This is a genomic window from Flavobacterium sp. LC2016-12, assembly GCF_015351595.1.
Taxonomy (GTDB): domain Bacteria; phylum Bacteroidota; class Bacteroidia; order Flavobacteriales; family Flavobacteriaceae; genus Flavobacterium.
This window is the reverse complement of sequence record NZ_JADKPT010000004.1, coordinates 38,292-52,245: the sequence shown is the minus strand read 5'-3', so window position 1 is coordinate 52,245 and position 13,954 is coordinate 38,292. Positions and strand designations below refer to the sequence as shown.

At 34.4% G+C, this 13,954-nt stretch carries 12 protein-coding genes; 9 read left to right on the top strand and 3 right to left on the bottom strand.

Going from position 1 to position 13,954, the window contains the following annotated elements:
• Positions 1-10: 10 nt before the first annotated feature.
• Both IRZ99_RS08335 and IRZ99_RS08330 read right to left on the bottom strand, forming a co-directional pair.
• Positions 11-1,483, bottom strand: a complete 1,473-nt coding sequence (locus IRZ99_RS08335) for a RagB/SusD family nutrient uptake outer membrane protein (protein ID WP_194656843.1) — start codon at positions 1,481-1,483, stop codon at positions 11-13.
• Between the two features lie 15 nt (positions 1,484-1,498).
• Positions 1,499-4,630 carry a TonB-dependent receptor gene (locus tag IRZ99_RS08330; RefSeq protein WP_194656842.1) on the bottom strand — a complete coding sequence of 1,044 codons (3,132 nt, stop codon included), beginning with the start codon at positions 4,628-4,630 and terminating at the stop codon, positions 1,499-1,501.
• Between the two features lie 935 nt (positions 4,631-5,565).
• On the opposite strand from IRZ99_RS08330, the gene glp reads away from it, so the two are divergent.
• From glp to moaA, 9 genes are all read left to right on the top strand, one after another.
• Complete coding sequence (gene glp / locus IRZ99_RS08325) at positions 5,566-6,738, top strand: gephyrin-like molybdotransferase Glp (protein ID WP_194656841.1); 1,173 nt, start codon at positions 5,566-5,568, stop codon at positions 6,736-6,738.
• A gap of 176 nt (positions 6,739-6,914) precedes the next feature.
• Complete coding sequence (locus tag IRZ99_RS08320; RefSeq protein ID WP_194656840.1) at positions 6,915-7,661, top strand: sulfite exporter TauE/SafE family protein; 747 nt, start codon at positions 6,915-6,917, stop codon at positions 7,659-7,661.
• Positions 7,662-7,852: 191 nt separating this feature from the next.
• Positions 7,853-8,425 carry a molybdenum cofactor guanylyltransferase gene (locus IRZ99_RS08315; RefSeq protein ID WP_194656839.1) on the top strand — a complete coding sequence of 191 codons (573 nt, stop codon included), beginning with the start codon at positions 7,853-7,855 and terminating at the stop codon, positions 8,423-8,425.
• A gap of 5 nt (positions 8,426-8,430) precedes the next feature.
• Positions 8,431-9,222, top strand: coding sequence for a uroporphyrinogen-III C-methyltransferase (cobA, locus tag IRZ99_RS08310; RefSeq protein ID WP_194656838.1), 792 nt, complete (start codon positions 8,431-8,433; stop codon positions 9,220-9,222).
• On the top strand, positions 9,222-9,458 hold the full coding sequence (locus IRZ99_RS08305) for a MoaD/ThiS family protein (RefSeq protein WP_194656837.1): 237 nt from the start codon (positions 9,222-9,224) through the stop codon (positions 9,456-9,458). The genes cobA and IRZ99_RS08305 overlap by 1 nt, the downstream gene beginning before the upstream one ends.
• Before the next feature lie 12 nt (positions 9,459-9,470).
• Positions 9,471-10,547 carry a HesA/MoeB/ThiF family protein gene (moeB, locus tag IRZ99_RS08300; protein ID WP_194656836.1) on the top strand — a complete coding sequence of 359 codons (1,077 nt, stop codon included), beginning with the start codon at positions 9,471-9,473 and terminating at the stop codon, positions 10,545-10,547.
• Between the two features lie 88 nt (positions 10,548-10,635).
• On the top strand, positions 10,636-11,073 hold the full coding sequence (locus tag IRZ99_RS08295) for a molybdenum cofactor biosynthesis protein MoaE (RefSeq protein ID WP_194656835.1): 438 nt from the start codon (positions 10,636-10,638) through the stop codon (positions 11,071-11,073).
• A complete protein-coding gene (gene moaCB, locus IRZ99_RS08290; RefSeq protein ID WP_194656834.1) occupies positions 11,066-11,980 on the top strand; it encodes a bifunctional molybdenum cofactor biosynthesis protein MoaC/MoaB in 915 nt (304 codons plus the stop codon). Before IRZ99_RS08295 ends, moaCB begins: the two co-directional genes overlap by 8 nt.
• Complete coding sequence (gene moaA, locus IRZ99_RS08285; RefSeq protein ID WP_194656833.1) at positions 11,967-12,974, top strand: GTP 3',8-cyclase MoaA; 1,008 nt, start codon at positions 11,967-11,969, stop codon at positions 12,972-12,974. Before moaCB ends, moaA begins: the two co-directional genes overlap by 14 nt.
• Before the next feature lie 178 nt (positions 12,975-13,152).
• On the opposite strand, the gene IRZ99_RS08280 is transcribed toward moaA, so the two are convergent.
• Positions 13,153-13,791 (bottom strand): hypothetical protein, encoded by a 639-nt coding sequence (locus IRZ99_RS08280; RefSeq protein WP_194656832.1) that lies wholly within the window; start codon positions 13,789-13,791, stop codon positions 13,153-13,155.
• Positions 13,792-13,954: the final 163 nt, after the last annotated feature.

The window sequence follows — 13,954 nt, the reverse complement described above, 5'->3', positions numbered from 1 at the left end:
TGGTTAGTTGTTAATAGCCAGGGTTTTGTGGTAAACCGTCTGGATTAATGCTTCTTTCGCTTTGCGGAATCGGATACAGATTATTTCTTTCAGAAACCGAGTTTTTAGCGGTTACCTTTTTTACTTCAGTAACTAAAGTTCCCCAACGCACTAAGTCGAACCATCTTTGTCCTTCCTGAACAAATTCTTTTTTGCGTTCTTCCTGAATGGCAGCTCTAAAAGTGATTTGTGTTAATCCAGCTAAATCTACCGTTGGATCTGGCGTATTGATATCTTTTCCGTAAGCTCTTCTTCTCACTTGATTAATCAACTCATAAGCTTCAGGTGTTGGCGCTCCCTGCTCGTTTATCGCTTCAGCTAAAGACAATAAAATGTCGGCATAACGAATAAGAGGAAAATTGATTGCTACGTTCCCCGGAGTTGCCAAATTGGTCAAATCCAAATATTTCTTAAAAATCGGTTTTGGAAAAGTGTACAGCGTTCCTGTTGCCGGATTTAGTAATTGTTTGGCATAACTTACATCTCTTCTGGTATCTTCAGGAGCATAGATATCATAAAACAAGGCTACATCCGATATAATATCAGCCGGTTCTGTTGCTGTAAATCCCGTAAATGAAGTAGATTGAAAAGTGCTCCCACTGGAACCGTTTCCAGCTTGGTTTTTTTCAAATTGAACAGAAAAAATATGTTCTTTACCATTCTTTTTTGCTTTATTAAAAATGTCTCCAAAACTTTCAAAAAGCGCATAGCCATATCCGCCATTAATTACTTCTCTTGATTTTGCAATTGCATTTGGCCAGTCTTTTCTAGTCAGGTATACTTTAGCTAAAATCGCTTTTGCAGCTCCCGAAGTTGCTCGTCCGGCATCCGTTGCAGGATAAGTAGATGGCAGACTTTCAGCATCTTTTAAGTCTGAAATAATTTGAGTATAAACTTCTTCAACAGAAGCTCTCTTGGTTTTTAAGTTTTCCAATTCAATAGAAGTTGGCTCGTGTAAAACAATTGGAACACCTCCCCAAATACGAACCGCCTGAAAGTATAGTAAACCTCTAATGAATTTTGCTTCCAGAATCAATCTGTTTTTAACAGCTTCCGTACCAGCAACTTTAGGAATATTATCAATAGAAACGTTAGCTCTGTTGATTCCCGCGTAAATCTGGCGCCATGCTACCTGAACACGATCATTAGTGGCATCGTGCGTTAAACTGCTCATTGCTCTTACCTGAGGGTTCGTTGCAGAAACTCCGGCAGCAGCATAATCAGATCCCATATCGGTTAAGAAATAAAGGTTTCTTCCGAATAAACTTTGCTCTCCCGGATCAAGGCTTAAGGAAGCATAAACCGCTGTTACGCTCGCAATCGCATCATCCTGTGTTTTAAAGTAATTATCTTCGGTTACGAAAGAGGTAGGTGTTACCTCTAAATCTGCGCACGATACAAATAGACCGGCACTAAGTATGAATGTTATAAATATCTTTTTCATCGTTTATTTTTTTACTTAGAAAGTTATGTTCAGGCCAGAAATGAATGTTTTAGAGTTTGGATAAGAACCAAAGTCAATTCCCGGGTATAAGTTGTTTTGTTCGTATGAACTTACCTCTGGATCATAGCCAGTGTATTTTGTCCATGTAATTAAGTTTTCTGCAGAAACGTAGAATTTAATACTCTTTGCTTTTAATCTAGTTGAAATGCTCTTAGGTAATGTATAGCCTAAAGTGATTAGTTTTAGCCTTAAGAATGAAGCATCTTCTACATAACGTTCTGAAACAATTCCAAGAGGAGAACTTGTTGCTCTCGGAATTTCATTGCTTGGATTCGTTGGTGTCCAGCGATCTTCAAGCGTCACATTGGCATTTGTTCCAAGTGTTGAAATTTCTAATTGCTGATTTAATGCATTGAATATTTTTCCGCCATAAGCACCCTGGAAAGAGAAATTCAAATCAAAATCGTGGTACGAAATCGTGTTGCTAAAACTTCCAACAAATTTTGGCTGCGAGGTTCCAAGATTACCTTTATCAAGTGCGGTAATTACACCATCTCCGTTAGCATCCACGTATTTTCTGTCCCCAACTTTTGTATTGGCTAAACTGTTGATTTTTGGTTGTGTGTTCACTTCTTCCTGAGTCTGGAAAATTCCATTTGTTCTGTATCCCCAGAAAGTTCCTAAAGGCAAACCAACTTTTACGGTTACAGGCTGTTGTTGCAATAACGAACCATTTGGGACAACCGGGAAAAACTGATCAACTCCATTTCCAATAGAAACGACTTTGTTTTTGTTGGTAGAGAAAACGAAATTAGAGTTCCATGAGAAATTATCTGTTTTAATATTTTCTGTAATCAAACCAATCTCAAGACCTTTATTTTCAACTCCACCAATATTTTGTAGCACAGTTGCATAACCTGAAGTCAACGGAATTGGTACATTGATCAATAAATCATTTGTTTTTTTGTAATAAACATCAAAAACAAAATTGATTTTTCTATCCAATAAGGATAAGTCTAAACCAATATTATATTGATTTGTTTTTTCCCATTTCAAATCCGGATTTGCCAATCGGGTAGGAGCCAAACCTGTTTGTAAAGTTCCTCCAAAAGCATAATTTACAGAACCCATTTGAGCTAAAGAAAGATAGTTTCCAATTTCCTGATTTCCGGTTGTTCCTGCTGTTATTCTCAGTTTGGCTTCGGTTACACCTTTGATATTGTTGGCAAACTCTTCATCGGTAATGTTCCATGAAAATCCTGCTGATGGAAAATAACCCCAAAGTGATTCTGATCCAAATCTTGAAGAACCATCTGCACGTCCTGAAAGAGTGAAGTTGTATTTTCCTTTATAAGAGTAGTTTACTCTGGCTAACCATGATTTTAAAACACTTTCAAAAGCATCACTATAAGGTTTTACAGGAACACCGTCTTGTAAAGCGTTGTAGGTATTGGCATCATTTACAAAAGTATTGGCACCCGCATTTACAACTTCGCCTTTTGTGTATTGAAGTGTGTATCCTCCTAAAGCAGAAAACTTATGATTTTCACCAAAATTAGTGTTGTAGTTTAAGGTGTTTTCATTCAAAACAGAACTTACTAATCTATTTCCAACAGAAGCTAAACCTTTAGTTCCTGCTCCGGAAGTAGTAGTTGATGGTGCGTAATAGTTTTGTTTGGTATCAATAACGTCTCCACTCACAGCAACTTTTGCAGTAAGCTTTTTAGTTATTTTGTATTCACCAAATAAGCTCGTTAAAATTCTGTTGATTTTAGTTTCGTTGATTGTATTTTCCAAATCATTAATTGGATTAGGAATGATACCGTTAACTGCTGTTGCATACGGATTATTGGTTAAGTTGTAACTTCCATCGGGATTTCTGATTGGAACTACCGGAGGCTGATACAACGCTACAACTAGCGGGTTAGGCTGTCTTCCTGCAGCAGCTCCACCATTTGTACCAATGCCATTTGATATTGAGTTACTATAGTTAGCATTTACACCAAATTTAAAATTCTGTGAATAGTTTCTTTCGTAGTTAACACGAAGTGAAATTCGTTTAAAATCTGAAGCGATTACAATTCCATCTTGTTGAAAATAACCTGCTGAAATAGCATATCTTGACTTCTCGTCTCCACCTGAAAAAGACAATTGATGATTTTGTATTGGTGCAGCAGTTCTAAAAACTGCATCTTGCCAATCATAACTCCCCGAAGTTTTAAATGCCTCTATTTGATCTGCCGTAAAAGAAGGTGCCTGACCAATACTTGCCTGAACATCATTACGTAAGCTTGCCCATTGGCTTGCATTCATTAAATCTAGTTTTTTAGATACATTTTGAAATCCAAAATAACCTTGGTACGAAATAATATCCTGACCTTTTGTTCCTTTTTTCGTTGTAATAATTACAACGCCATTGGCTCCACGCGATCCGTAGATAGCTGTCGCAGAAGCATCTTTTAATACTTCAATTGACTCGATATCGCCTGGATTAATAGTTGATAACACATTGACAGTCGCACCAGCATTCGTTACTCCGGCGGTACTATTATTGTTGTCATTGTAAATTAAAATTCCGTCAACAACATAAAGAGGCTCATTACCAGCGGTAATTGAGTTTCCTCCTCTAATACGTACGCTTGAAGAAGCGCCGGGACGACCGGAACTTTGTGTAACTACCACTCCGGGAATTGCACCACGCAATAAATTATCTGCTGATGAGGTAACCTGTGAAAGATTTGCTTTTGGAACCGAAGCTACAGAACCCGTAATGTCTTTTCGTTTTTGAGAACCGTAACCAACAACCACTAATTCATCTAGTTCCTGACGTTCTTCTTTTATGCCGATAGTTACAGGGTTTTTATCAACGATAACCTCAGTTTTTTTGTACCCAATATAACTTATGATTAAAGTATAAGGTAATTTCTGACCGGTTTGAAAATAAAATTTTCCTTCTGCATCTGTTTGAACACCGTGAGTTGTTCCTTTAATAACAACTGAAGCCCCAATAATAGGTTGATTTGTAACATCATCAACAATAGTTCCATCCAATTTCGACTGTATTAATGGTGTCGTATTTTGAGCATTAACCCCTGCCGTCAGAAGCAGGAGAAATAGTATTGAGTATATTTTTAATTTTTTTTTCATTTCTTTGTACTGGTTTAAGTAATTAACAAGGCACCCTGGGCACTGATTTTTCAGCACTCTAAATGTGTTCTTGATTTAGCGATAAATATTCTTTAAGCCTCGCCATTTCTGTTGCCGCAGAAATGGCTTTTTTTATTTATATACAGCAGCGGTGCATCTTTTTCATTTTTAGTTTGTTTAGTTATTAATTATTTTTTGATTTATAGGTATAGTTTCAAGAATCAGATTAATACAAAATGTATCAAATAGATTATTGTAATTTTCAATAAGAATTCTTTTGGTGAATTTTAAAAAGATTCGTTTTTGGTTCCGATTTAGTATGAATAAGAAAATCATCGGTTAACGAAAAAAATTGCTGAGATTTAGCAACAGAAGCACATATAACAAAAAGTGTTATAAGTATATTTTTTTTGAAGATTTAAATACGATATGCTTGCGGTTGTTTTCAAAATATAGTTTTTTTGGTTTTAAATATGATTTTAAACTCTACTAATCCTATAGACAAAGTTAATTTTAATCTAATAAAAACCAAAAATTTCTGAAGTTTTTTTTAAAATTAGTTTAAAAGGCTAATTTTTATTATTTACATTTTGAGTTTAACTTGTTGATTTTGAATTATTTAACATACTATTTATGAATTTGTGAAATGTTAAAAAACGATCTTTTGTTAATCTAAAAAAGTAAGTATTTTATCTCTTTTTTTTAGTTTTAAAGTGATTGAAAGTATAAAGAATAAATAGCAAAACGTCTGGGAAAGACTATTTTGGATTTCCTATTATGTTTTTTAGATAAAAACTACCTTCATTTTTGAAGTTGATTTTGAATAAATTAGACTAATTTTATAGATATTAAAATAAATTAAAATTTTTAACTCATCCTATGGAAAAATACTTATATTTGTAATAAGTATTTATACGTAGTTTTATATTTTTAAAATGATAAAAGTAAGTGAAGCTTTAGCGATAGTGGCTGAAAACAGTTCGAATATGCCGGTTCAAAGAATTCCGGTTCGTAAAGCATTGGGTTATATCCTAGCAGAAACATTGTATTCTCCAATTGATATGCCGCCTTTTCGCCAATCGGCTATGGATGGTTATGCCTTCATTCACAGCGAAAAACATCAATATGATGTAATAAGTACTTCGCAGGCTGGAGATCATTCGAATATAAAACTGAATGAAAATGAAGCTGTGCGTATTTTTACCGGAGCTTTTGTTCCAAAAAACGCAGATACAGTGGTAATGCAGGAGCATGTTTTAGCAAATAAGGATTCGATTTTAATTGCTGCTATGCCACCGCAATTTTCCAATATTCGTAATAAAGGAGAACAAATTACAAAGGAAGAAGTTGTTTTTGAAGCCAATACTTTAATAACGCCTGCAGCAATTGGATTTTTAGCTTGTTTAGGAATCACGGAAATTACTGTTTATAAAAAGCCAAAAGTTGCGATTTTAGTAACCGGAAACGAATTGGTAAAACCAGGTAAAAAATTACCGAAAGGTAAAATATACGAAAGTAATTCGGTTATGTTAGAAGCTGCGCTTCAAACCATCGGAATCAATAAGATAAAAGTCTATAAGGTAAAAGACAATCTTAAAGCCACCAAAAAAGCATTAAAAGGGATTCTTGAAAAATATGATGTTGTTTTAATTTCTGGCGGAATTTCTGTTGGAGATTATGATTTCGTAAAAGATGCCTTATTAGCAAATGGAGTGGAAGAGCTTTTTTATAAAATCAATCAAAAGCCTGGAAAACCAATGTTCTTCGGATCAAAGCAGGATACTTTAGTATTTGCTTTGCCTGGAAATCCGGCTTCGTCATTGACTAATTTTTATATCTATGTTTATCCTGCAATTAAAAACCGAATGGGATTCTCAGATATTCATTTGCCAAAATTAGTTCGCAAGTTAAATGAGCCGATAACCAATACAACTGGAAAAACACTGTTTTTAAAAGCACTTTATGATGAAACCAATGTAACAATTTTAGATGGCCAAGCTTCATCAATGCTAAATACGTTTGCAATTGCCAACAGTTTATTGATTGTTCCGGATGACGTTGAAGGACTAAAAAAAGGACAGTTAGTGACTTTATTGCCGATTAATTAGAATGTTTTAAGAATAAAGAATAAAGAATAAAGAATAAAGAATAAAGAATAAAGAATAAAGAATAAAGAATAAAGAATAAAGAATAAAGAATTTCAAGCTTAAACAGCAGTGTGCAATTTTAAACATATAGCAATAACTTGAAACTTAAAACAAAGAAAACCTGAAACAAAATACAAATGAATCTCCTTAGTTCCGAAAATACCCTCCTTTTCAGCTTCGCATTAATTGTGATTGCCTTTTTATATTCTAGTGTTGGACATGGTGGTGCTTCGGGTTATTTGGCTTTGATGACGATTTTTGCTTTTCCGATTTCAGTCATGAAACCGTCGGCTTTATTATTGAATTTGTTTGTGTCTAGTATTTCGTTTTTCTTTTATTACAGAATGAATTATTTTAAACCGAAATTGTTTTATCCGTTTGCAATTGCTTCAATACCAGCTGCATTTATTGGTGGTTTTATCACTTTAGATAATACAGTTTATAAAATTATTCTGGGAGTTGTATTGGTTTTTGCAGCTTTAAGATTGTTTGGAATATTCAATTTTAAAGAAAAAGAAGCGGTTCAGATCAATTTACCTTTTGCTTTGGCAATTGGTTTTATTATCGGATTATTATCCGGAATGCTGGGTATCGGTGGTGGAATTATATTGAGTCCGATTTTATTGTTTTTAGGATGGGCTTCGATTAAAGAATCGGCAGCGATTTCGAGTTTGTTCATTTTTGTGAATTCATTCGCCGGAATTATGGGCTTCTTTTTAGGTGGAAAAACAGTTCCGACAGAAAGTTTTTATTTGGTCCCGATTGCCGTTGTAGGTGGTGTTTTGGGTGGTTATTATGGTAGTGGTTATTTCTCGAATAAAACATTAAAAATTGTTTTAGGAACGGTGATTTTAATGGCAAGCATTAAATTGATTTTTCCGTAAGAAATTAAAATTAACCGCAAAGTGCGCTAAGGTTTTACAAAGCGGTTTATAGAAATAACAAAGTTCGCAAAGCTTTGTAGTTTAAGCTTTGCGAACTTATTTAAAGTCAATAAGTAATGAAAAAACCTTAGCGCTCTTTGCGGTAAAATTTTTCTCATTTCAACCTGAAACCTGAAACAAAAATAAAAGTCATGAAAACACTAACAGTATTTATTCTTTGTGGAGGAAAAAGTTCCAGAATGCAGTCTGAAAAAGGATTAGTGCTGTTTCAGGGAAAACCATTTGTTGAACATATAATTCAGGCGATTTTGCCTATTACAGAGCAAGTAAAGTTAATAACGGCAACTAAAGAATATGATTATTTACCGTATCAAAAAATACCGGATATCATTTTAGATAAAGGGCCATTGGGAGGAATTTATACGGCATTGACCAATTCTGAAACCGAATTTAATTTGATTTTAAGTTGTGATATTCCGTTAATTTCAACGGAGTTGTTATCTGAACTTATTTCAAAACATAATAATGAAGCTGAAGTTACAGTTTTTGCTTCAGAAAGCAGATTACATCCGTTGATCGGGATTTATTCTAAAAAAGTATTGCCCGTTATCAAAAGCGCAATTGATAACGATGAATTAAAAATGATGGATTTGTTGGTGAAAATTCCGCATCAAATCCTCAATATTGACGAAAGTGAAAACTTTCATTTAACAAACATTAATTCGGTTGACGAATTAAACGACCTGAATATCAATTTAAGTTAGAAGTTATGCGAAACTCAAAAACACCAAAATTAACAATTGTAGGCGCAGGTCCTGGAGATGTTGAATTGATTACATTGAAAGCAATAAAGGCGTTGGAAAGTGCTGACGTTGTTTTATACGATGCATTAGTAAACGAAGAATTATTACAATACGCTACAAATGCAGAAATTGTTTTTGTGGGTAAACGATTAGGATGTCACGCTTATACACAGGATCAAATTAATGAATTGATTGTTTCGATGGCAAATCGACACGGACATGTGGTGCGTTTGAAAGGTGGAGATCCTTTTATCTTTGGGAGAGGAAGCGAAGAAATTGATTACGTCGAGGAATTTGGTTTAGAAACCGCTATTGTTCCCGGAATTTCATCTGCCTTAGGAGTTCCGGCTTCGGTTGGAATTAGTTTGACACAACGGCAGGTTGCTGAGAGTTTCTGGGTAATTACCGGAACAACTTCCAATCACGAATTATCGAAAGATGTATATTTGGCTTCAAAATCAGCAGCAACAGTGGTGATTTTGATGGGAATGCATAAACTAGAAGAAATAATTTCGATTTATAAAGAAAACCGAACTGATGATTTGCCGATAGCGATCATCCAAAACGGAACAAAAAATACAGAGCAAAAAGTAGTTGGAACTATAAGTTCAATTACTAAATTGGTATCAGAAAAGAAAATTTCTTCACCGGCCATTATTGTGATTGGAGAAGTGGTAAAAAATACTTCAAAATTGACTTCCTATTTTCAGGAGCATTTTGATGATGAGTTTGTCTTTCAGAATTTAAATTTAGAATAATGATTGAAGTTAAATATTTTGGAGCTGTGGCTGAAAAGACCAAATGTGAATTCGAAAAAATCCCTTTTTCTGAAGTTTCACTGCAACAATTATTGCAGGATTTAGAAATAAAATACCAATTCGATTCCCTTAGTTTTAGTGTGGCTGTCAATCAAAAAATAGTGCCAAAAACAACCGATTATAAATTGCAGACAAGTGATGTTGTCGCTTTATTGCCACCTTTCGCGGGCGGGTAAATAATGAATTTTATGAATGATTCAATACGTTATAACCGACAAATAATTCTACCTGAAATAGGAGAGAATGGTCAGCATAAATTATCTATAGCGAAAGTTTTGATAATTGGTGCAGGCGGTTTGGGCGCTGCTGTTTTGCCTTATCTGGCTGCAGCCGGCGTTGGTGAAATTGGAATTGTTGATGATGATGTGATTGAAATTTCTAATTTACAGCGTCAGGTAATTTATAAAACTTCGGCCGTTGGAAATTATAAAGTGGAACAAGCCAAAGCAATGGTTTTGGAATTAAATCCGTTAGTGAAAGTCAATGCGATTGCAGAGAAACTTTCAGGAAAGAATGCGATTGCCTTATTTGAACAATATGATATTGTTGTTGATGCAACAGACAATCTTTCGATCAAATATCTAATAAATGACGCTTGTGTAGTAACAAATAAACCAATGGTTTATGGATCTATTTTTAGATTTCAGGGACAGGTTTCGGTTTTTAATTATCAAAACGGACCAACCTACAGATGTTTGTATCCGGATGAAAGCAGCCAGTCTCTAAATTGTGAAGATGCCGGAGTAATCGGAATTTCAGTTGGAATTATTGGAATGTTGCAGGCGAATGAAGTAATCAAAATGATTCTAGAAATAGGAGAAGTGCTGAATGGTAAAATATTGGTTTATAATATTTTAAATAATGAGCAGCAAAAGTATGACTTTGAGAAGAATGCGATTGCTAAGCTTGATAAAAAGGCTTTTGAAGAAAAATATAAAGTAACTGAAAATCAGGTTGAAGAAATTGCTGCGTCAGCTATTTTAGATGAAATAGACAATGATGAAGTTTTGTTTTTGGATGTTCGAAATGAAGGTGAACTTCCGAAAATTAATTTCAAAAATGGAATTCAGATTCCGCTCATGAATTTAGAAAGCGAAATTGAAAACTTGAATCCAAGTCAAACAATTTATGTTTATTGTCAATCCGGAATCAGAAGTAAAATAGCAGTCGAATTACTTCAGAAAAAGAATTTCAAAAATGTAAAAATTATTGTCGGAGGAGCTTTGGATTTAAGCCAAATAGTAAAAGAGAAAATTGCAGATTAGAGAAATTTTTCCGCCACGAATTCACGAATGATTATTTTTTAATTCGTGAATTCGTGGCGGAAAAAACCTCAAAAAAAATAAAAGAAAAATGAGTAAAAATGTATTTGTAGAAGGACCTATTTCTCCTGAATTTATAGCCGAGTCTATCGCCAAACATCAATCCAAACATACAATTGGCGCACACAATATTTTTTTAGGACAAGTTCGCGCCGATGTTATTCACGATAATACCGTAGTCGCAATTGATTATTCAGCTTACACGGATATGGCAAACGAAGCTTTGCACGCCATTCGAGAAAAAGCTTTCGCTAAATTCGACTTAACCTGTATGCACATTTATCACAGTTTAGGTGTTGTAAACGCAGGTGAGATTTGTTTGTTCGTATTCGTTTCCGCAACACGCAGAAAACAGGTTTATGAAGCAACCGAAGCCATCGTAAACTGGATTAAAACAGATGTGCCGATTTTTGGTAAGGAAATGTTTGAAAACGATACATTCACCTGGAAACAAAATACTAATGGTTGATATTACACATAAAATAAGCACCTTAAGAGCCGCAACGGCCACAGCAATTGTCAAAGTAAGCAAACAGGAAACAATCGATGCTGTGGTGAATAATCTGGTTCCAAAAGGGAATGTGCTTGAAATGGCAAAAACAGCTGGATTATTTGCTGTTAAAAACACCCATTTATCAATCCCGGATTGTCATCCAATTCCAATTGAATTTACTTCAGTGGAATATAAAATTGAAGGTTTGACCATTCAGATTATCTTCAATGTAAAAACAGTTTATAAAACCGGAGTTGAGGTCGAGGCTATGCACGGCGCTTCGATTGTAGCGCTTACGATGTATGATATGTTGAAACCGATTGATAAGGAAATCGAAATTTCAACTATTAAATTAGTGAATAAAGAAGGCGGAAAATCTTCTTTCAAAAATAAATTCCCAAACGTAATAAAAGCAGCCGTTTTTGTTTGTTCCGATTCGATTTTTGCAGGAGACAAGGAAGATCGTTCTGGAAAAATCATTGTTGAAAAACTGGATTCTTACGGAGTTGAAACAGCACATTACGAGATTATTCCGGATGAAATTGACATTATTCAGGAAAGAACAAAAGCTTTCGCCAAAGAACATCAATTGGTAATTTTTACGGGAGGAACAGGATTGTCACCAAGAGATGTAACACCTGAAGCATTGTCACCGTTATTGGAAAGCAGAATTCCGGGAATTGAAGAAGCCATTCGTAATTATGGACAACAAAGAATGCCGTATGCTATGTTATCAAGAACAGTAGCAGGAACATTAGGAAAAAGTTTGGTTTTGGCTTTGCCGGGATCAACAAACGGAGCAAGAGAATCGATGGATGCTGTTTTTCCTCATGTAATGCACGTTTTTCATATTTTAAAAGGAAAAAATCATGACACCCTCTAAAACCATTTTAACAGATGATTTTGGACGAAAACACAATTATTTGCGTATTTCGTTACTGGAGAAATGCAATTTGCGTTGTACGTATTGCATGCCTGCTGACGGAATCGCATTGTCTCCAAAAGCCAGTTTAATGACGGCTGATGAGATTTTTGCTGTGGCTCAGATCTTCGTAGAAAATGGCGTTGATAAAATTAGGTTGACGGGTGGAGAACCTTTATTAAGAAAAGATTTTCCGGAGATTATTTCGAAATTAGCAACTTTAGAAACATCACTTTCGATTACCACAAACGGTATTTTAATCGATCGTCATATTGAGGCTTTGAAAGAAGCCAATATCAAAAAAATCAATTTGAGTTTAGATACTTTGGTTTCGTCTAAATTTCACACGATAACACTTAGAAATCAGTTTGAGAAAGTTATTGATAACCTGCACTTGCTTTTAAATAATGATTTTCACGTAAAAGTAAATGTGGTTTTAATGAAAGGTTTCAATGAAAATGAAATTACTGATTTTGTCCAGTTAACGCAGTTTTTACCGATTTCTGTTCGTTTCATTGAGTTTATGCCTTTCGCCGGAAACGAGTGGGACAGAAGCAAAATGGTTTCTCAAAATGAGATTTTATCAGAAGTAAATAATGTATTTCCATCTGAAGAAATTCAAAAGTTGGAAGATGAAAAAAACTTTACAGCGAGAACCTATAAAATAAAAGGTTTTCAAGGTGATTTCGGAATCATAAGTTCCATTACTAATCCGTTTTGTGATGGCTGCAACAGAATCCGCCTGACGGCAAATGGAAAAATTAAGAATTGCCTTTTCTCTAATTCAGAAACTGATTTATTAACGGCTTTCAGAAATGGAGAATCCATTACCAATTTGATTTCAGAATCGATTAAAAATAAAAAGAAGGTTAGGGCTGGAATGGTTACTGTTTCTGAAATGGATGACCCTGCACTGCATTTTGATAATCGTAGTATGATTGCGATTGGGGGGTAATTTTTTTTACTTCCAATTCTGTACATAATCTTGTCATCCCGATTTCTATGATAAAACCAAATCTTTTTGATAAGGGATTTGGTTTTATCATAGAAATCGGGATGACAAACGAGACTTCGAAGCAGAGTCTAAAGAATAAAAAAAGGCTCAACTTTTAAGTCAAACCTTCTTCAAATAATTATTTTTTCTTCTTTTTATCCTTTGATTTGCTTTTTTTAGCTTTTTCTTTTTCTGCCTTTTTAGCCTTTGCTTTTGCTTTTTTAATTTTGTCTTTTTCCTTTTTTTCTTTCTTTTTGGCTTCAGCTTTTAGCTTTGCTTTTTTAGCTTTTTCAAGTTTTTTTATAACTGCTTTTATGGCTTTTTCTCTTTTCTTAGCCTTTTCTTTTTTCTCTTTGAGCTTACTTTTTACTTTTTTGTCTTTTGATTTGTTTTTTACAATTTCTAAGGCAATTTCATCAATATTTAAGATGGCCTGATGATCCTGAGGTTTTTCAATGGTTCTAATTTCAATGATTTCCGGCGTTACTTCTGCTGTTTTTGGTGTAGAAGTTGTTGTTCTTTTAACTACTGCTTTTGGAGTCGCGTTAGAAGCTGGTTTTACCGGAGTTTGAGCTGTTGCTTTTACAGTTGCTGTCGGAGTTTTAGCTGCAGTTCTTGGCGCTCTTTTAACCGGAGTTTTTGGAGTTGTAGCTTTTGGTGCCGGAGTTTGTGCAGTTGGTTTAACTTCTGTTGTATTTTCAGTAGTTTCTTTTATAGGTTCTGATGCTGGTGTTGCAGTATTTTTTACGGCTGGGGTTCTGGTTGTTCTTTTTATCATAACGGTATGTTTTAATAGTAAAATAGATTTTAATTAATTGATTATCAAAACAAATCAATAAAGTTGTGATAACATCAAATTTTAGTAAAGCTAAATTTAAGCAATATTTGCATACGTAAATGTTAAGATTTTCCTTAAGGTTTTAAGAAGGTTACTATAGTAC

Excerpts from the sequence above, each read along its gene's own strand:
- IRZ99_RS08335 (WP_194656843.1), bottom strand. The coding sequence starts at position 1,483 with ATGAAAAAGATATTTATAACATTCATACTTAGTGCCGGTCTATTTGTA.
- IRZ99_RS08330 (WP_194656842.1), bottom strand. The coding sequence starts at position 4,630 with ATGAAAAAAAAATTAAAAATATACTCAATACTATTTCTCCTGCTTCTG.
- glp (WP_194656841.1), top strand. The coding sequence starts at position 5,566 with ATGATAAAAGTAAGTGAAGCTTTAGCGATAGTGGCTGAAAACAGTTCG.
- IRZ99_RS08320 (WP_194656840.1), top strand. The coding sequence starts at position 6,915 with ATGAATCTCCTTAGTTCCGAAAATACCCTCCTTTTCAGCTTCGCATTA.
- IRZ99_RS08315 (WP_194656839.1), top strand. The coding sequence starts at position 7,853 with ATGAAAACACTAACAGTATTTATTCTTTGTGGAGGAAAAAGTTCCAGA.
- cobA (WP_194656838.1), top strand. The coding sequence starts at position 8,431 with ATGCGAAACTCAAAAACACCAAAATTAACAATTGTAGGCGCAGGTCCT.
- IRZ99_RS08305 (WP_194656837.1), top strand. The coding sequence starts at position 9,222 with ATGATTGAAGTTAAATATTTTGGAGCTGTGGCTGAAAAGACCAAATGT.
- moeB (WP_194656836.1), top strand. The coding sequence starts at position 9,471 with ATGAATGATTCAATACGTTATAACCGACAAATAATTCTACCTGAAATA.
- IRZ99_RS08295 (WP_194656835.1), top strand. The coding sequence starts at position 10,636 with ATGAGTAAAAATGTATTTGTAGAAGGACCTATTTCTCCTGAATTTATA.
- moaCB (WP_194656834.1), top strand. The coding sequence starts at position 11,066 with ATGGTTGATATTACACATAAAATAAGCACCTTAAGAGCCGCAACGGCC.
- moaA (WP_194656833.1), top strand. The coding sequence starts at position 11,967 with ATGACACCCTCTAAAACCATTTTAACAGATGATTTTGGACGAAAACAC.
- IRZ99_RS08280 (WP_194656832.1), bottom strand. The coding sequence starts at position 13,791 with ATGATAAAAAGAACAACCAGAACCCCAGCCGTAAAAAATACTGCAACA.